The following is a 17,197-nucleotide window of genomic DNA, read 5'->3' as shown; positions in this document are numbered from 1 at the left end:
TTCCTCCTGATCGGGCCACCGCGCTGGGCGGTGGTTGCTCTCTGTGGTGCCCTAGTGCTCGGTGAATCCCGTGGGCAGTTCGATGCCGGTGACGCTCAGCAGCTCGCTGAGCTGACGGGCCGCCTTCATCACGGACTCGGCGACCTCGTCGATGCGTGCGCGGGTCAGCCGATAGGTGGGTCCACCGATCCACACGGCATAGGTGGTGGCGTCGCCGACACGGACCGGGGCGGCGACGGAGGCCGCACCCACCTCCAGTTCGTCGTAGGCGAGGGCGTAGCCGCGGGCCCGCACCTCGGCCATGGAGTCGATGAACGCGTCGAGCCCGCCGAGTTGTTCGGGCGCGTTGGCCTCGAACTCCTCGCCGAACTCGGCGCGGACTTGCGCCGGGTCGAGCGCACTGAGCAGGACCTTGCCGGTGGAGGTGGCCCAGACGGGCTGGGTCCTCGGTACGGGTTTGAGGGTCTGTCCGATCAGGGACGGGCCCGGCACCTGGGCGACGACCATGACGTTGGGGGCGAGCAAGACGTCGAAGCCGGCGGTCTCCCTGGTCTCCTTCGCCAGATCCCGCAGCACGTCCCGCATGTGCCCGTAGGCGCCGCCACCGTCCAGCAGTCCGCCGACGATGGACAGCAGGCCCAGCGAGACGCGGTAACGGCGGGTGACCGGGTCCAGGTTCAGCCAGCTCTCGCGTTCGAGGACGGTGAGGACCCGGTAGCAGGTGGCCTTGGGGATGCCGGACTCCCGCGCGATCTCGCTGAGACCGACCCCGTCCGGGTGCGCCGCGACCGTACGTAGCAGCCAGATCGTCCTTCGGACGAGACCTGCTTCACTGGGTGCCATTGTTCCTCCGTCTGTCACGTCGAGATCACTGCGGGCGGTCCGACCATCCTGGCAGGGAAGCCCGACCCTGCTGCCGTGTGCCGCGGGACCCGGCGTGCGGCGGGGGCGTCTCTTATTTGCCACCCGGGGTGACGGTGACCGTTTCCGGCTTGTAGGACTCACCGGTGATGTCGAACCCTTCGCCCTTCAGCTCCTTGAGCGCCCGCTCGGTCAGGTCGGTGCGGTACGCCCCGTCCGTGGGCGGTGCCTTGAGGACGCCGGCCTTCACCGCGATGTCGATGGTCTGGTCCCAGGCGGCCTCGTCCATCGTCCCGATGCCGTTCTTGGCGGGCCAGATGACCTTGTTGACCTCGTTGAGCATCCAGGTCTGGTGACCCTCGCCGAGCGCGCTGCCGTTCTTGAGCACGACGTCGACACAGCCCTTGAGTTCGTCCCGGCAGTAACCCCAGCCCTCGTAGGTGGCCTTGAGGAACCTGACCGCGGTCTCCTGGTTCTCCTTCTTCGCCAGCCAGTCCTCCTTGGCGTAGACGCCGTCCTCCAGCGTCTGGTATCCGGCGTCCTGGAGGTTGATCGCGACGAAGTCCGACGGCTGGTAGAGCTTCCCGGTCTTCGGGTTCGTGGTCTCCAGGAGCTGCGCGTACTCGTTGAAGGTCTTGGCCTGGGCCGCGTCGACCTCGCGCTTGAGCAGCAGCGACATGTCGAACGGCTGCTGGATGATCTCGGCATCCTTCTTCGGGTCGACGCCGGAGCCCTGCATCGCGGCGAAGAGGGTCAGTTCGTTGCCGTAGCCCCAGCTTCCGACCCGCTTGCCCTTGAGGTCGGCGAGGGTCTTGATGCCGGAGTCGGCCCAGGCGACCTGGAGGTAGGCGCCGCGCTGGAACTCCTGGCCGATGTTGACCAGGTCGGCGCCCTGCTCACGGGTCACCATGGTCTTGGTGACGTGGGAGACGGCGAACTCGGCGTTGCCGGCCGACAGGACCTGCTGGGGCACGATGTTCACGCCACCCTCCTGGATCGTTACGTCCAGGCACGCCTTGTCGTAGAAGCCTTTCTCCTTCGCCGCGTAGTAACCAGCGAACTGGGCCTGGGCGACCCACTGGAGGACGACTCGGACCTTCGTCCTGGACTCGCAGTCCTTGCCGGCCTCCGCAGCGGCCTCGCTGGTCGGCTCGGACATGCCCCCGCAGGCGGAGAGCAGCAGCACGGCGGCGGAGAGACCCGCGGTCGCCCGGACGCGACGGCGGCCTGTTCCGGGAAATGGTGCTCGTTTTCTGGACACGTTACCTCCGCAGGGGAAGGAAAAGAGGAAGGGATGGGAAGAACGGAGAGAGGGGAATCGGGAATGCAGCTGCCGCGGTCAGGATTCTTCTTCGTGCAGGGATTCGTGCCAGGGCATGAGGAATCGCTCCAGGAGAGTCACGGCTCCGAACATGGCGAGTCCGAGCGCACCGGATACCAGAATTCCGGCCCAGGCGTAATCAAAACGGGGAAGGGCCGCCTGATAGGCGATGTACACACCGAGCGCCTCGGTGCTGCCACCGAAGTATTCGCTGACGATCACGCCAATGACGGCGAGCGTGGTGCCGAGCTTCAGTGCGTTGAAGATGAACGGGAGGGCATTGGGCAGTCGTAGCAGGAGGGCCACCTGGCGCGGGCGGGCCGCGAGGGACTCCATGATCTCCACGTGCAGGGGCGCGATCTGGAGGAGCCCCCGGGTGGTGTTGACGAACACCGGGAAGAACACCATGACGGCGGCCACCCCCGCCTTGGAGAGCATGCTGGTCACGCCGAACCAGTTGTTGAAGATCGGGGCCAGGGCCACGATGGGCGCGCAGTTGACCAGCACGGCGGCGTTGAGAACCGGGCCCGACATCCGGGGGAAGCGGCTGACGACGAGCGCCACGGCGACGCCCCCGAGGGAGCCCAGGACGAGTCCGAGCAGGACGGCCTCGACAGTGGACCGGGATGCGGACATGATCACCCCGAAGTCCTGCTGGAACGCTTCGGCGATCATGACCGGGCTCGGCATGATGAACACGGGCACGTCGAACAGCACGACGACCGATTGCCACAGACCGAGCAGGAGTACGGCGGTCACCGCGACCGGCGTGAGCCGCAGGGCCCGTGACGTGAGCGCGGGGCGGCCGGGGCGGGAGAGCCGGACGGTGCTCATGCCGCCGCCTGCTCACTCGGAGCCCCGTGGAGGGCCTGGCGGACTTCCTTCACTTTCTCGAAGAATTCCGGCGTGGTGCGGGTCTCGGCGGTCCTGGGGTGGGGCAGGTCCACGTCGATACAGGCCGCGACCCGGCCGGGCCGCGCGGACATCACCACCACCCGCGAGGAGAGGAAAACGGCCTCGGAGATGCTGTGCGTGACGAACACGACGGTCGTGCGGGTGTCGCCCCAGATACGCAGAAGCTCTCCCTGAAGCCGTTCGCGGTTCATCTCATCGAGGGCCCCGAGCGGTTCGTCCATGAAGAGGATCTCGGGGTCTGCGGAGAGGGCACGGGCAATCGCGACGCGCTGCTGCATACCGCCGGAGAGCTGCCAGGGATAGTGCCCGGCGAAATCGCTGAGGCGGACCAGTTCCAGCATCTCCAGGGCCTTGGCCCGGTGGACCTCCTTCTTCACCCCTGCCACCTGGAGCGGCAGTTCGACGTTGCGCAGCACATTGCGCCACTCGAAGAGTCCGGCCTGCTGGAAGACCATGCCGTAGTCGCGGCCGGCGCGGGCCGCACCCGGCGTCTTGCCGTTGACGGTGACGGTGCCGCTCGTGGGTCCGGTGAGGTCCGCCATCACCCGCAGCAGAGTGGACTTGCCGCAGCCGCTGGGCCCGAGCAGGGAGATGAACTCGCCCCGCCCTATGGTCAGGTCGATGTCCTGCAGAGCGGTGACCGCGCGGTCGGAACCGCCGTTGAAGACTTTGTCGACTCCGCGGACGGAGATGATTGCATGCTCGGCCATCAGAGGCTCCAGAGATTGTGGATGCTCGGCTAGCGGGCGTGCCGGTTGCGGAGCGCGAACCGCTCCAGCAGGGCAAGGACCTGCACGAAGAGGATTCCGGCGATCGCGGCGACGAGAACGGCGGCGTACAGCTTCTCCGGGCCGTTCGAGTAGTAGTAGGCGGAGGTGAGGATGGCGCGGCCGATACCGCGGCCGGTGCCGGCCGACAACTCACCCACGATGGCGCCCACCACGCTCGCGGTGGCGGCGAGCCGCAGCCCGGCGAAGACGTACGGAAGGGCCGCGGGGAACCGGAGCGACCACAGCACACGGGCGCGCCCGGCGCCCACGCTGCGCATGAACTCGAGCTGCACCTTCGGCGGGGACTTCAGTCCGCGCAGGGAGTTGATGGTGACGGGGAAGAACGCGAGGTACGCGGCGATGCCGGTGACCGCGACCCACGGCTGCAGACCGGCCTTGCCGCCCCAGATCACGATCATCGGGGCGATGGCGACCAGCGGAACCGTCTGGGAGGCGACCAGCCAGGGCATCAGGCCCCTGCTCACCGGTGCCAGATGAAGGAAGAGCACCGCGAGCGCGAGACCGAGGAGCGATCCGGCCGCCAGGCCGTAGAGGGCTTCGCGGAGCGTCACGGTGGTCTCGCCGATGAGGTACACCGCGAGCGAGGTCGGGTCGCCCGCGCGGGCCGGCGCGGTGAGCGAGCCGAAGATCGTCCACAGGTGCGGCATCGACAGGTCGTCGGTGGCGACCGGCAGGCCGATCCCGAGGATCCGGTCGTCGACGGCCCGGCCGAGCGCCTTATACCCCTCCCACAGTCCGGCGAGGACGACCACGACAAGGAGCGCGCCGAGCGGATCGACGAGTCGACGCGCGAGGGCGCCGCCGCGCCCCCGCCCACGGAGTGCCGCCGGATCCGCCTGCTCCTCACGAGCCGCGGGTGGTCTGGGCGATGCAGAGATGTTGGTCGCAGTCATGCTCAGGCACTCTCCGAATCCTTCGGATGTGTCGTCCAGGGAGGGGATCCACGTCGCCCTGCCAACCTGTCGGGGCACTCAGCCACTGGATCACTGAGTGAACTGATGGTTCACGCTAGAGCCAGGTCTGGTCCCCGTCAACGGTTTGGCCGAAATGCGCGACCGGTTTCTGCAAGGAACTGAATCCCGCGTTCCCGGAGCCTCGGAACACGGTCGAATCAAGGCACGGCCATACGTGTCGGCCACCGTTCCAGGGACAATGGGCAGGACGATGCACAGAGAATCCGCGGGGCGTCGACGAAGGGAATCCACCGGGATACCCGGGCGAATCCACGGGGGTTGCCCGATTTCCGTGGCGCATGGTGGAGCACGGCCGTCCCGGCAGTTGAGCGGGACGGCCGTCCGCTAGGAATTCAGCAGGGTCAGCGGTGGCCTCGACGGCCGCCACACTCCGTCGTGCGTGCGGGCCACCGCCTCTCGCTCCGCGCTGACGGTGCCATAGGTGGTCGTCCTCATCCGGGCCGGGCGGCCGGCGTCGTGGGCCAGCGCCTCCAGGTCGGTGATGCTCTTGTGACTGCCCTGCTCCGAGCCCGCCATCCGGCTGATGGTCTCCTCCATCAGCGTTCCGCCGAGGTCGTTGACCCCGCCCCGCAGGACGTCGAGGACGCTGTGGCGCGCCAGCTTCACCCAGCTCGTCTGGATGTTGCGGATCCTGCCGTGGAGGAGGATCCGCGCCAGGGCGTGCACCGCCCGGTTCTCCAGGGCGGTCGGCCCCGACCGGGCGATTCCGGCCAGATAGACCGGGGAGTTGGTATGGACGAACGGCAGCAGGACGAACTCGGTGAAGCCCCCCGTCTCCTCCTGCAGGCGTCCGATCAGCTTGATGTGGTCCACCCAGTGGCGCGGAGTGTCCACATGGCCGTACATCATCGTCGCCGTCGTCGGAATGCCCAGCGTGTGGGCGGTGGTGACCACGTCGATCCACTGCGCCGCGGGGAGTTTCCCCTTGGTGAGCACCCAGCGGACCTCGTCGTCGAGGATCTCGGCAGCCGTGCCGGGCAGCGAGTCGACACCTGCTTCCCGAGCCGTCTGGAGCCACTCCCGTACCGACAGGTCCATCCGGGTCGCGCCGTTGACGACCTCCATCGGCGAGAAGGCGTGCACGTGCAGGTCCGGGGTACGCCGTTTGACCTCGGCGGCGATGTCGAAGTACGCGCTGCCCGGCAGGTCCGGGTGGATGCCGCCCTGCAGGCAGACCTCGCTCGCCCCGACCGCCCACGCCTCCTCGGCCCGCACACCGATCTGCTCCAGGGAGAGGGTGTAGGCGTCGGCGTCGGTGCGGCGCTGGGCGAAGGCACAGAAGCGGCAGCCGGTGTAACAGACGTTGGTGAAGTTGATGTTCCGGGTGACCACATAGGTGATCTCGTTCCCGGCCGCCTCGGCCCGCAGTGCGTCCGCGAGCGCGGCCAGCGCCTCGATCTCCGCTCCCGGCGCGGCACCGAGCAGGGTCAGGGCGGACGCGGAGGCGAGCCCCGCGGGATCGGCCTCCGCCGCCCGCAGCGCCCCCGCGAACTCCGGACGCAGCCGCTCCGGCCGGCCGGCCGGGGACGGCACGGGCCCGTCCTCGCCGCCCGGCCGTCCGGAGGCCCGCGCGGCCTCGGGCACCGCCTGGGCGATCGCCGCCCAGTCCCCGTACACCGCGTCGAAGTCCGCCCGCCGGTCGGTGGTGCGGCCCTCGGTGTCGATGGCGGCGAACAGGTCGGTGCGGCCGGCGGCGACGAGCGGTGTCTCCGGTTCCTGCCAGGGCAGGCCGCGGGGCCGCACTCCCTCGGCCGCCAGGCCGGTCACGGGATCGGCGAGCGCCGCCACATGGGGAGCCAACCGGGGGTCGAGCCAGGGCTCACCGCGCCGCAGGTGCTCGGGGTGGACCGTCAGCCGCTCGCGGAGGGTGAAGCCCTCGGCCTCGGTGTGTGCGGCCAGTTCCTCGATCACCGGCCAGGGCCGCTCGGGGTTGACGTGGTCGTCGGTCACCGGGGACACCCCGCCCCAGTCGTCGATGCCGGCCCGCAGCATCAGGGCGAACTCGTCGCCCACCAGGTTCGGCGGTGCCTGGATGCGGGCGGAAGGGCCGAGCAGCAGGCGCGCCACCGCGACGGCGGCGGCCAGTTCGAACGGGGCGGCATCGGGCGCGTCGCGCATCGCCGTGTCCGGCTTGGCCCGGAAGTTCTGCACGATCACTTCCTGGATCCCGCCGTACGTCCGGGAGATCCGGCGGATCTCCCGGAGCGCGTCGATCCGTTCGGCGGGGGTCTCCCCGATGCCGATGAGGATGCCGGTGGTGAACGGCACGTTGCTGCGGCCCGCGTCCTCGAGCACCCGCAGCCGCACGGCGGGCTCCTTGTCGGGTGAGCCGTAGTGCGGGCCTCCGGGCTCGGACCACAGCCGGGTCGCCGTGGTCTCCAGCATCATGCCCATGCTGGGCGCGACCGGCTTCAGCCGCTGGAGGTCGGTCCAGGACAGCACCCCGGGGTTGAGGTGCGGCAGCAGGCCGGTCTCCTCCAGCACCCGGATCGCCATGGCCCGTACGTAGCTGAGCGTGTCGTCGTAGCCGTGCGCGTCCAGCCAGGCGCGGGCCGCGGGCCAGCGTTCCTCGGGCCGGTCGCCCAGGGTGAACAGCGCCTCCTTGCACCCCGCCGCCGCTCCCGCACGGGCGATGTCCAGCACCTCGTCGGGGCTGAGGTAGGGCGCGGCCAGCCGCCCCGGGACGGTGGCGAAGGTGCAGTAGTGGCAGCGGTCCCGGCACAGCCGGGTGAGCGGAATGAACACCTTGCGGGAGTAGGTGATCACGCCCGGCCGGCCCGCGGCCTCGAGGCCGGCGTCGCGTACCCGGCTCGCCGCGGCGCAGAGCCGGTCGAGGTCGGCGCCGCGGGCGTGCAGCAGGACCTCGGCCTCGGCGGCGTCGAGCGTCACGGCGTCGGTGGCCCGGCGCAGTGCCCGGTTCATCGCTGAGCGGGTGGGGCTGGGAAGGCCGTTCACAGTGCTCCGACCTTTCGTTCGTGCGCGGTCGTGCGCGGCTGGGGTCCGCCGGGCCGGAAGGCGGCGAGCCATTCCCGGGTGGCGGGACCGAGCGTGTGCGGGGGCAGCGCCAGCAGGTGGTCGACGGTGTCGACGTCCCGGCGCAGCGGGGACGCGGGTCCCACGCCGAGGTGGTGGTATCCGGCGGCGTGGAACCGGGCGAGGGAGCCGGGGCCGAGGAACGGCCGGAAGTCCGCCGCCTCGCGCAGGGTGAGCAGGGTCGTCCCGGTGCCGTCGGCGTCCCCGACGACCGCCCGCCGGTGGCGGACGGCCAGGGTGAGGGCCCTCGTGTAGTCGGCGGTGCCCGCCCCCGCGAGGTCGCCCATGATCAGGGCGAGCGCGGCAGCGGGGGCGGTACCGCCGATCAGCTCGAGGGCTTCCCCGGCCTCGCCGTTGAGTCCGGGGAAGCGTCCCGAGCCGGTGACGGCGGCCCCCTCGGCGAGGGCCAGGCCCGTCACCTCGGGGTCCGTCGTCACCACGACGACCGAGCGGACAGCGGGCACCGCACGCAGCCGCCGCACCGTATCGGTCAGCATGGCCCTGGCCAGCAGGCGCCGGGCGTCGGGGGTGAGCCCGACACACCGGCTCTTGGCCCGGGTGAAGGCCTTGGTCGGTACGAGGGCGATCCACTCGGTGGTCATGGCGCGGTCCGCGGCACGGTCATGACGTCGCCGGGCCCATGCCGGTCAGTCGGCCGTACAGTTCCGGGCGGCGGTCGCGCAGGAACGGGCGGCTGCGCCGGGTGGCCGCCACGCGCTCCAGGTCGACCTCGGCGACGGCGACGTCGTCGCGGTCGTCGGCGGCCTGGGCGAGGACGTCACCGTCGGGGCCGTAGACGGCACTGAGCCCGAAGTACTCCTTGACACCCTCCGTGCCGACGCGGTTGGAGCAGATGACGAACATCCCGTTGAAGACGGCGTGGGCGCGCAGTTCGAGCTGGAACACCTCGCGCATCGGCGCGCTCGCCGAGGCCACCGGCACGCAGAGCACGGAGCCGCCGCGCAGGGCGACGATCCGGCTCAGCTCGGGGAAGTGCCGTTCGTAGCAGATGATCGTGCCGACGCCGGTCTCGCCGGTGTCCACAACCTCGGGCTCGGTCCCGCCGGGCCGGAAGTAGAACTTCTCGGGAAAGCCGTTGGAGAACGGCAGGTGGGACTTGCGGTAGACCGACTTCAGTTCGCCGCGTACGTAGGTGCAGGCGGTGTTGTAGTAGACGCCGGGCACCTCGCCCTCCTCGAAGATGGAGGAGACGACGGTGATACCGGCCCTGCGGGAACGTTCCGCCGCCATGGTGTTGGACGGTCCGTCGATGCTCTCGGCGAGCCGGAAGTACTCCGGGTCGGGGTCGGGCTGGACGAACGGGACGGCGAACAGCTCGGGCAGCAGAACGATCCCGGCGCCCTGGTCGACGGCGGCGTCCACCAGGTCGCCGGCGCGTTCGACGGTCTCGGCCCGGTCGTCGGTGGCCCGAAGCTGGACTGCGGCGAGTTTCATGCCACTTCCTCCTTGGCGGCGGCGGGGGCCAGGCCGGTGAGGGCGACACCGGACCTGGTCTTGTAGCGCTTGTTGACGGAGATCAGCACCGCGGTGAGCGGTTCGAGCTGGGCGGCCAGCCGCAGCCGGCCCGCGTCCACCGCCCGGCCCCCGGTGACGTCGGCGGCCAGGGCCAGCACCCGGGCCTTCGCGTCGGCGTCGTCCCCGCAGACCAGGACGTCCTCATGGCGCAGATCGGCCTCGGGGTCGAGCAGCAGCGGGGCGGCCAGGTGGTGGAAGGCGCCGACGAGGGTGGCGGACGGGACAATCCCGGCGGCCTCCTCGGCGGCGCTTCCGGCCGCGACGGGCAGACCGTAGGGGCCGCCCTTGTCGAAGCCCAACGGGTTGACGCAGGAGATGACCACCTTGCCGGCGAGGCCGTCGGCCAGCGAGGTCACCAGTTCGGCGTGGCCCTGGTAGGGGACGGCCAGCAGGACGGTTCCGGCCTGCCGGACGGCGTCCTCGTTGCCGGTCCCCTCGATCGGCGCGGCCACACCCGGCAGGGCGCGCAACGCCTCGGCCGCCTCGGCAGCCCGGCCCGCGTCGCGCGAACCGAGCACCACCGGGTGGCCGGCGCGGGCGAGCCGGTAGGCCAGGCCCTTGCCCTGGGGGCCGGTGCCCCCGACCACGGCGATCGCGGCGGAGGAGAAGTCGCTCATCGTCCTCAGCCCTTCGCAGCCTGGGCGATACGGGTCAGGGTCTGCTCCTTGTCGCCCAGGGTGGAGACGACCGGGCAGCGGACCCCGGCCTCGTGGTACTCCATGAGCTTCGCGAATACCTCGTCCGTGGTGCCGCAGGCGGTGACGTTCTGCACCAGGCTGTTGGGGACCAGTGGCATGGCCTTCTTGATCGCCTCGGGGGTGGCGGGCCAGCCGGCCCGCTCCTGGATGCGGTCCACCAGTTCGCGTTCCACGCCGCAGTGCTCGGCGATGTGCGGCTGCTGGGCGAGGTAGAGGGTGAGGAACGCCTTGCAGGCGTCGATCGCTTCCTGCGGGTCGTCGTCGTTGACGCTGCAGGCGACGATCTGCGTGAGGTCGATCGAGTCCTTGCCGTCGGTCCGCTTGGCAATGCCCTTGTCGATCGCCTCCTTCGCGCCCACCAGGTACGAGGGCGGCAGCAGGAAGTCCATGTGCACGCCGTCGCTGATCTCACCGGCCAGCTCCAGCATGCGCGGGCCGACGGCTCCGATGTAGATGGGGATGTCGACCGGCTTGTTCTCCCGGTACATGCTGTCGAAGCGCACGTCCTGCATCTGCACGAACTCGCCGTCGAAGGAGACGACTTCGTTACGGAAGAAGGTCTGCAGCACGGTGATGTACTCGCGCATCGAGGCGACGGGCTTGCGCAGCGGCTGGCCGACCTTGGTGGCCAGCGGCTCCCACCAGGCGCCGATGCCGAGGATGGCACGGCCGGGGGCCAGCTCGTCGAGGGTCTTGAAGGTGACCGCCATCAGGGAGGCGTTCCGGCTCTTGTTGTTGACGACGCCGGTGCCGATCTTGACGTTGCGGGTCTTGCTGGCGATGACGGCGGCGGGGACGATGCCGTCGCGCGCCAGCCGTCCCTCCGCGACCCACACGGATTCGAACCCGTTCTGGTCGGCCAGCTCGGCCTGCCAGTACGTCTGCTCCAGGCTCAGCCGTTCGCCGACGTGGATGCCCAGGGGGAGTTTCATCGAGCCACCGTTCCGTTCGTGTTGCGTGACGCGCGCCGGGGCGCGGAACCCACCTGCCGGGGATTCCGCAACCACGGACACGTGTCAGTTGGCGTACGCGTCAAGAGTGTGGGGGGGTGTTCTCAGTGCAGCTGGGGCTTACCCCGGGTGAGGAAGCGTCCTCGGCCCGCGGCCCCGTCGAAGGACCCGTCGGGGCCCACGAGTTGCTCGCCCCGGGAGAAGACGCGGACCGGACGGCCGGTCACGCGCATCCCCTCGTAGAGGTTGTAGTCGGTGCGCATGTGGCTGCCGGCCGCGGTGATCACATGGTCGGCGGCCGGGTCCCACACGAGCAGGTCGGCGTCGGCGCCCACGGCGACGGCGCCCTTGTGCGGGAACATCCCGAACAGTTTGGCCGGGCGGGTGGAGACCAGGTCCACGAACCGGCAGGCGTCGAACCGGCCGCTCGCGACCCCGGTCTGCCAGAGCACCATGAGCCGGTCCTCGATCCCGGGGACCCCGTTGGGGACCTTCGGGAAGTACCCGGGGCTGCGCAGCTTCTGCGGCGGCAGGTCCTCGGGCTGGTGGAGGCAGAAGCCGGCGTGGTCGGTGGCCACCGTCGACATCGCCCCGGTGACCAGGGACCGCCACAGTCCCTCCTGGTTGCCGCGCTCCCGGATCGGGGGCGAGCAGAGGTAGGCGGCGGCCTTCTCGCCGAGTTCGGCGTAGTCCTCGTAGGCGACGGCCAGGTACTGGGGGCAGGTCTCGCCCCACACCCGGGCCCCGGCTGCCCTGGCCCGGCTGATCTCGTCGGCCGCGGCGGCGCTGGAGACGTGCACGACGTAGAGCGGGGCGCCGACGGACTCGGCGAGCACCACCGCGCGGTGCACGGCCTCCGCCTCGGCGTCGTGGCCGTGGGCGGTGGCGTGGAAGACCTCGGCGGTGCGGCCGTCGGCCAGCAGCCGCTGGGTCTCCCGGGCGATCATGTGGCCGTTCTCGGCGTGCACCATCGGCAGTACGCCGTGCTCCAGGGCGAGTTCGAAACCCTCCAGCAGCTCCCCGTCGTCCACCATCTGGGTGCCGGGGTAGGCCATGAAGAACTTCCAGCTCGTGGCGCCCTCCCCGGCGAGCTTCCGCAGGTCGTCGAGGACGTCGGGCTGCTGTTCGCGGGGCGGGACGATCGCGTGCAGCCCGAAGTCGACCACCGCCTTGGCCGCGGCGACGTCGCGCCGGGAGCGGTAGGTGTCGAGCAGGCTCCGCTCCGGTTCCTTCTTCACGAAGTCCAGGACCGTGGTCGTCCCGCCGTGGGCGGCGGCCACCGTCCCGCTGTGGAAGTCGTCCGCGGTGCGGGTGGTGAAGCCGTCGATGGGATATTCGAGGTGGGTGTGCGCGTCGATGCCGCCGGGCATCACGAGCATCCCCTCCGCGTCGATCACCCGGTCGGCGCTCCAGTCGTCCGTGCCCGTGCCGAGCGCGGCGACGACCCCGTCGCGGATCAGTACGTCGGCCCGGACGGCGGCGTCGGCGTTGACGACCGTACCGCCCTTGATCAGCGTGGACCCCATGCTGCCCTCCCCTTCCCAGAGCGCTTCTGCGTGCTCCTGACCACTACGCCTCACCCTACGTAGTGCTCGTCGGCGAGGCTCAGGACGTCGTCCAGCACACCGAGCGCGACATCGATCTCGGAATCCGTGATGACGAGCGGAGGGGTCAGCCGGAGCACGTTGAAGTTGGCCGTGAGGTAGAGGCCGCGGGCCATGGCCTCCTTCACGATCCGGCCGACCGGGGCGGCGGCCGGGCCCTTCGCGTTGAACGGCACCAGCGGTTCGCGGGTCTCCCGGTTCTTCACCAGTTCGACGCCGTAGAACAGGCCGCGCCCGCGGATCTCGCCGATGCTCGGGTGCTTCTCGGCGAGCTTGGCCAGCCCGGCACCGAGGTGCTCGCCGCGCGCCCGCGCGTTCTCCACGATGTTCTCCTCCTGCATGATGCGCAGGGAGGCGACGCCGGAGGCGCAGGCCAGCGGATGTCCGGCGTAGGTGAGTCCGCCCCAGAACATGTTGTCCCTGAGCCACTCGGAGACGCGGGCCGAGACGGTCATCGCACCGAGCGGCACGTATCCCGAGTTGAGGCCCTTGGCGGTGGTGAGGATGTCGGGGGTGACGTCCCAGTGGTTGCAGGCGAACCACTCACCGGTGCGGCCGAAGCCGGCCATGACCTCGTCGAAGATGAGCAGGATGCCGTACCGGTCGCAGACCTCGCGCAGCGAGCGCAGATAGCCGTCGGGCGGGTAGAGCAGTCCGTTGGTCCCGGTGACCGGCTCGACGATCACGGCGGCGACGGTGTTCGGGTTCTCGTACTGGAGGATCTCCTCCAGGTGCGGCCCCCCGGAGCAGACCGGGCACGGGTCCGGGTGTCCGGCCGGGCAGCGGTAGGTGTACGGGTCGAGCATCCGCACCACGCCGGGCATCCCGCCCGGTTCGGCGGACCAGCGGCGGGGGTCGCCGGTCAGCGACATCGCCCCGGCGGTGGCGCCGTGGTAGGAGCGGTAGCGGGCGATCACCTTGTGGCGTCCGGTCACATGGCGGGCGAGCCGGATCGCGTTCTCGTTGGCCGCGGCGCCGCCGGTGGTGAAGAAGCTCATCTTCAGGTCACCGGGGGTGAGCCCGGCCAGCATCTCGGCCAGTTCGGCGCGGGAGCGTTCGGCGAACCCGGGGCCGATGTAGCAGAGCTTGTCCGCCTGCTCGCGGATGGCCTCGACCAGCTTCGGGTGCTGGTGGCCCAGGTTGAGGTTGACGAGCTGGGACTGGAAGTCGAGGTATCGGTTCCCCTCGTAGTCCCAGAACCAGGACCCGGAACCGCCGGCCACCGGGATGGGGTTGAGCGCGCCCTGGACGGACCAGGAGTGGATGACGTATTCGGTGTCGGCTTCCTTGACGCGCTGCCCGGTCCACGTATCGGTCTCGGTGATGGTCAACGGACTGCCCTCCTCGTCGTTCTCGTCGTTCGTCGACTGCTGCTGCGCACCGGGTCGGCTACTGGTTCTTCGTCTCGGCGCCGAAGGCGGCGAGACGGGCCAGAGGGCGGCCGGCGTTCGCGGCGGCGCAGACGACGAAGATCTCGCGCGGCCGGGGGACATCGGCGACCTGGAGCGTCACCGTCTGGTGGTGGGAACGGGTCTTGGCATCCGTCTTGTGCTTCAGCGGGATGTCGATCGGGCTGCCCGGGAGGCCGACCTTCTCGGCGGCCGGCAGCAGCTCGGTGCCGCCGGCGGCGGTACGGAAGACGTTGCCGAAACGCAGGTTGTGGATGAGCGCCGAACCGTGCTCGACCTCCCCCTCGATGCCGACGAGCGCGGCCTTGCCGAACGCTTCGACCTCGCCGCCCAGCAGCTCCACACAGGCGGGGCCGATCAGCTTGCCGATCTCCTCGCCCAGCTCGTCGGCGAGGGTGACGAGGTCCTGGACGTACTCGCTGGGGTACGGGTTCTCGATGACGGCCCCGACGAACGCGACCCGGTGCACCGGGTCCACGACACGGCCGTTCTCCAGCCTCGTCTCGTCGATGTGCTTGATGATCTTGCGGACCCGAATGCGCACGGCTCTCCTCCAAGGATCAGGCTCTTTGGTTCAGTAAGCGAACCAACGGTTCACATCCTCCTGAGCGCCGATCCGGGTGTCAAGAGGTCGACCGAGGAGTGGTTCGCCGGAACAACGGGGCTCGCCGAAAACGGCCCCCGGAGAGCCGGGCGGAGGCATGTGACAGCAAGGAACCCGTACCCGGGTGACGAGGGCCGCCGCCCGGCGAGCGAGCTGCAGCCGCCCGCCGGGACGCCCCGACAGGGGTGAAATCCCCACCGGGCGGAGAACCGAGTCAGGGGCCGGTCAGCCTGACTGACACCGCGTCAGGAGGACTCGAGCGTGCCGACCGGCAGGCCGAGTTCGGTCTCCGCGAACGTACGGGCCATGCCGGCGATCGGGGCGGCACGGTGCCCGGCGCCGGTGTTGACGTAGGCGCTGGTCCCGTCGATCGCGACGAGGATGCGCGCGGCCGCGGCCCAGGGGTCGGCGCAGCGGAAGTCCCGCGCCTCCACCCCGGCGGCGACGACCCGCTCGATACGCCGGCACCAGAGCGTGTCCTGCTCGACGACGTGATCACGGAGCACGGGCCGGTAGCGTGCCAGATGCCGGGCGTTGAGCCAGAGCCTGCTGACGTTGTCGAAGTCGGCGCTCGAGGTGAGCGAGAAGAGCCGCCGCAACGCGCGCACCGCACCGCCGGGGCCGGGGTCGGCGGACATCTCCGGCAGCAGGCTGTCGAGCTCCGCCATGGTGGCGTTGGTGAAGGCCTCTGCGACGAGCCTGTCGGCCGCGGGGAAGTAGTGGCCGACGAGCCCGGACCGGACGCCGAGCTCGTCGGCGACCCGGCGCAGGGTGACGCACTCCAGCCCTTCGGTGAGCCCGACCCGTGCGGCGGCGGTGACCATCTCGCTGCGGCGCTCGGCCGGCGCCTTGCGGACACGCTTTTCCGGACCCCTTGACGTCATGCCGGAGATGTTATTGAGTAAGCGACCAATAAAACAATGGGGCATACACCAATATGTGTGGCCTCAGCCGCCCCACAGCACCGCTGCCACGCCACCCCCGCACCCCACTTTCTCCGGAGCGCTGATGTACGCCGTCACCGACCCCACCACCGGCGAAGTCGCCGAGCTCTACCCGACCGCCAGTGACGCCGAGGTCGAGGCGGCCCTCACCGCCGCCCACGCCGCCACCGCGTGGGGCCGTACGAGCACCGTCGCCGAACGCTCCACCCTGCTGCGCCGACTGGGCGACCTCCACACGGAGCACCAGGCCGAACTGGCGGCGAGCATCGTGCGCGAGATGGGCAAGCCGCTCGCGGAGGCCGAGGGCGAGGTCGGCTTCTGCGCCGACATCTACCACTACTACGCCGACCACGTCGAGGAGTTCCTCGCCGACGAACCGCTCGACGTCACCTCGGGCCCCGGCACCGCCGTCATCCGGCGCAGCCCGCTGGGCGTACTGCTGGGCATCATGCCGTGGAACTTCCCCGCCTACCAGGTGGCCCGTTTCGCCGCCCCGAACCTCGCCATCGGCAACACCATCGTGCTCAAGCACGCCCCGCAGTGCCCGGCCACCGCGGCCCTGCTGGAGCGGCTGTTCACGAAGGCGGGCTTCCCGGAGGGCGCGTACGTCAACGTGTACGCCACCAACGAGCAGATCGCCGAGGTGATCGCCGACCCGCGCGTCCAGGGCGTCTCGCTCACCGGCTCGGAGCGGGCCGGTTCGGCCGTCGCCGAGATCGCCGGACGCCACCTGAAGAAGGTCGTCCTGGAGCTGGGCGGCTCCGACCCGTTCCTCGTGCTGTCCACCGACGACCTGGACGCGGTCGTCGACTCCGCCGTCGCCGCCCGTCTCGACAACACCGGTCAGGCGTGCAACGCGGCCAAGCGGTTCGTCGTCGTCCAGGACCTCTACGACGCCTTCGTGGAGAAGTTCACCGCCCGCCTCCTGGCCGGCGCGACCGGCGCGCCCCTGTCCTCGGTGGCGGCGGCCGAGAACCTGGGCCGCCAGGTCGACGCGGCGGTCGCCGAGGGTGCCACGCTGCACTCCGAGGGCGAGCGCCACGGCGCGTACTTCCCGGCCGGTGTCCTCACGGGCCTCACCACCGACCACGCGGCCGCCCGCCAGGAACTCTTCGGCCCCGTCGCCATGGTCTTCCCGGCCGCCGACGAGGATGACGCCGTGCGCATCGCCAACGACACCCCCTACGGTCTCGGCTCCTACGTCTTCACCAACGACCCCGCCCAGGCCGAACGCGTCGCCGACCGCATCGAGGCCGGCATGGTCTTCGTCAACGGCGTCGGCGCCGAGGGCGCGGAACTCCCCTTCGGCGGCATCAAGCGCTCCGGCTTCGGCCGCGAACTCGGCCGCCCGGGCACCGAGGAGTTCGTCAACAAGAAACTGATCCGCACGGTGGCCTAGCCGGGCTGTCAGCCGTGGGCCCGGGCCCGCAACGGGCAGACGTCCCAAGAGAAGCGCCGTAATCGCGCCTGTTCGACGTGCGTGGCCGTGCTTCGTAGCGCCACTGAGCTTCCCCCGCTGTGCGGGGTAGGCCCGTCGCAGGGCGGCCCGAGGAACGC

Annotated in this window: 15 protein-coding genes; 1 reads left to right on the top strand and 14 read right to left on the bottom strand. The window is 70.4% G+C overall.

The annotated features are described in order from the left end of the window. Positions 1-51: 51 nt before the first annotated feature. The 14 genes from ACFPZI_RS04540 to ACFPZI_RS04475 form a co-directional block, all read right to left on the bottom strand. Positions 52-843 carry an IclR family transcriptional regulator gene (locus ACFPZI_RS04540; protein ID WP_381358510.1) on the bottom strand — a complete coding sequence of 264 codons (792 nt, stop codon included), beginning with the start codon at positions 841-843 and terminating at the stop codon, positions 52-54. 112 nt (positions 844-955) lie between these two features. Next, positions 956-2,020 (bottom strand): ABC transporter substrate-binding protein, encoded by a 1,065-nt coding sequence (locus ACFPZI_RS04535; RefSeq protein WP_381358507.1) that lies wholly within the window; start codon positions 2,018-2,020, stop codon positions 956-958. Between the two features lie 180 nt (positions 2,021-2,200). After that, a complete protein-coding gene (locus ACFPZI_RS04530; RefSeq protein WP_381358506.1) occupies positions 2,201-3,016 on the bottom strand; it encodes an ABC transporter permease in 816 nt (271 codons plus the stop codon). Then, the gene (locus ACFPZI_RS04525; RefSeq protein WP_381358504.1) at positions 3,013-3,807 is read right to left on the bottom strand and encodes an ABC transporter ATP-binding protein; all 795 of its coding nucleotides are present in this window, start codon (positions 3,805-3,807) and stop codon (positions 3,013-3,015) included. Before ACFPZI_RS04525 ends, ACFPZI_RS04530 begins: the two co-directional genes overlap by 4 nt. Before the next feature lie 29 nt (positions 3,808-3,836). Continuing rightward, positions 3,837-4,781, bottom strand: a complete 945-nt coding sequence (locus ACFPZI_RS04520) for an ABC transporter permease (protein WP_381358501.1) — start codon at positions 4,779-4,781, stop codon at positions 3,837-3,839. Between the two features lie 405 nt (positions 4,782-5,186). Further along, entirely contained in the window at positions 5,187-7,784 is a 2,598-nt protein-coding gene (locus ACFPZI_RS04515) for a bifunctional FO biosynthesis protein CofGH (protein WP_381358499.1), read from the bottom strand. A 29-nt stretch (positions 7,785-7,813) separates the two neighbouring features. Continuing rightward, on the bottom strand, positions 7,814-8,497 hold the full coding sequence (locus ACFPZI_RS04510) for a CofC family guanylyltransferase (protein WP_381358496.1): 684 nt from the start codon (positions 8,495-8,497) through the stop codon (positions 7,814-7,816). A 19-nt stretch (positions 8,498-8,516) separates the two neighbouring features. Beyond that, complete coding sequence (locus ACFPZI_RS04505; protein WP_350856854.1) at positions 8,517-9,350, bottom strand: nitrilase-related carbon-nitrogen hydrolase; 834 nt, start codon at positions 9,348-9,350, stop codon at positions 8,517-8,519. Continuing rightward, a complete protein-coding gene (npdG, locus tag ACFPZI_RS04500) occupies positions 9,347-10,048 on the bottom strand; it encodes an NADPH-dependent F420 reductase (RefSeq protein WP_350856851.1) in 702 nt (233 codons plus the stop codon). The genes ACFPZI_RS04505 and npdG overlap by 4 nt, the downstream gene beginning before the upstream one ends. A gap of 5 nt (positions 10,049-10,053) precedes the next feature. Beyond that, positions 10,054-11,061 (bottom strand): LLM class flavin-dependent oxidoreductase, encoded by a 1,008-nt coding sequence (locus ACFPZI_RS04495; protein WP_055594306.1) that lies wholly within the window; start codon positions 11,059-11,061, stop codon positions 10,054-10,056. 122 nt (positions 11,062-11,183) lie between these two features. Further along, positions 11,184-12,605, bottom strand: a complete 1,422-nt coding sequence (hydA, locus tag ACFPZI_RS04490; RefSeq protein ID WP_381358493.1) for a dihydropyrimidinase — start codon at positions 12,603-12,605, stop codon at positions 11,184-11,186. Positions 12,606-12,655: 50 nt separating this feature from the next. Then, a complete protein-coding gene (locus ACFPZI_RS04485) occupies positions 12,656-14,014 on the bottom strand; it encodes an aminotransferase class III-fold pyridoxal phosphate-dependent enzyme (protein ID WP_055594308.1) in 1,359 nt (452 codons plus the stop codon). 58 nt (positions 14,015-14,072) lie between these two features. Next, positions 14,073-14,636, bottom strand: coding sequence for an amino acid synthesis family protein (locus ACFPZI_RS04480; RefSeq protein WP_381358490.1), 564 nt, complete (start codon positions 14,634-14,636; stop codon positions 14,073-14,075). Positions 14,637-14,941: 305 nt separating this feature from the next. Next, on the bottom strand, positions 14,942-15,580 hold the full coding sequence (locus ACFPZI_RS04475; protein ID WP_381358487.1) for a TetR/AcrR family transcriptional regulator: 639 nt from the start codon (positions 15,578-15,580) through the stop codon (positions 14,942-14,944). A 124-nt stretch (positions 15,581-15,704) separates the two neighbouring features. On the opposite strand from ACFPZI_RS04475, the gene ACFPZI_RS04470 reads away from it, so the two are divergent. Further along, entirely contained in the window at positions 15,705-17,039 is a 1,335-nt protein-coding gene (locus ACFPZI_RS04470) for an NAD-dependent succinate-semialdehyde dehydrogenase (protein ID WP_381358484.1), read from the top strand. Positions 17,040-17,197 lie beyond the last annotated feature (158 nt).

The organism is Streptomyces chlorus (assembly GCF_042655885.1).
Taxonomy (GTDB): domain Bacteria; phylum Actinomycetota; class Actinomycetes; order Streptomycetales; family Streptomycetaceae; genus Streptomyces; species Streptomyces chlorus.
This window is presented reverse-complemented; position numbering and strand designations above follow the sequence as displayed.

Coding starts and splice junctions, on each gene's coding strand:
- ACFPZI_RS04505 (WP_350856854.1), bottom strand. CDS start 9,350: ATGAAACTCGCCGCAGTCCAGCTTCGGGCCACCGACGACCGGGCCGAG.
- ACFPZI_RS04515 (WP_381358499.1), bottom strand. CDS start 7,784: ATGAACCGGGCACTGCGCCGGGCCACCGACGCCGTGACGCTCGACGCC.
- ACFPZI_RS04535 (WP_381358507.1), bottom strand. CDS start 2,020: ATGTCCGAGCCGACCAGCGAGGCCGCTGCGGAGGCCGGCAAGGACTGC.
- ACFPZI_RS04530 (WP_381358506.1), bottom strand. CDS start 3,016: ATGAGCACCGTCCGGCTCTCCCGCCCCGGCCGCCCCGCGCTCACGTCA.
- ACFPZI_RS04495 (WP_055594306.1), bottom strand. CDS start 11,061: ATGAAACTCCCCCTGGGCATCCACGTCGGCGAACGGCTGAGCCTGGAG.
- hydA (WP_381358493.1), bottom strand. CDS start 12,605: ATGGGGTCCACGCTGATCAAGGGCGGTACGGTCGTCAACGCCGACGCC.
- npdG (WP_350856851.1), bottom strand. CDS start 10,048: ATGAGCGACTTCTCCTCCGCCGCGATCGCCGTGGTCGGGGGCACCGGC.
- ACFPZI_RS04510 (WP_381358496.1), bottom strand. CDS start 8,497: ATGACCACCGAGTGGATCGCCCTCGTACCGACCAAGGCCTTCACCCGG.
- ACFPZI_RS04475 (WP_381358487.1), bottom strand. CDS start 15,580: ATGACGTCAAGGGGTCCGGAAAAGCGTGTCCGCAAGGCGCCGGCCGAG.
- ACFPZI_RS04540 (WP_381358510.1), bottom strand. CDS start 843: ATGGCACCCAGTGAAGCAGGTCTCGTCCGAAGGACGATCTGGCTGCTA.
- ACFPZI_RS04470 (WP_381358484.1), top strand. CDS start 15,705: ATGTACGCCGTCACCGACCCCACCACCGGCGAAGTCGCCGAGCTCTAC.
- ACFPZI_RS04525 (WP_381358504.1), bottom strand. CDS start 3,807: ATGGCCGAGCATGCAATCATCTCCGTCCGCGGAGTCGACAAAGTCTTC.
- ACFPZI_RS04520 (WP_381358501.1), bottom strand. CDS start 4,781: ATGACTGCGACCAACATCTCTGCATCGCCCAGACCACCCGCGGCTCGT.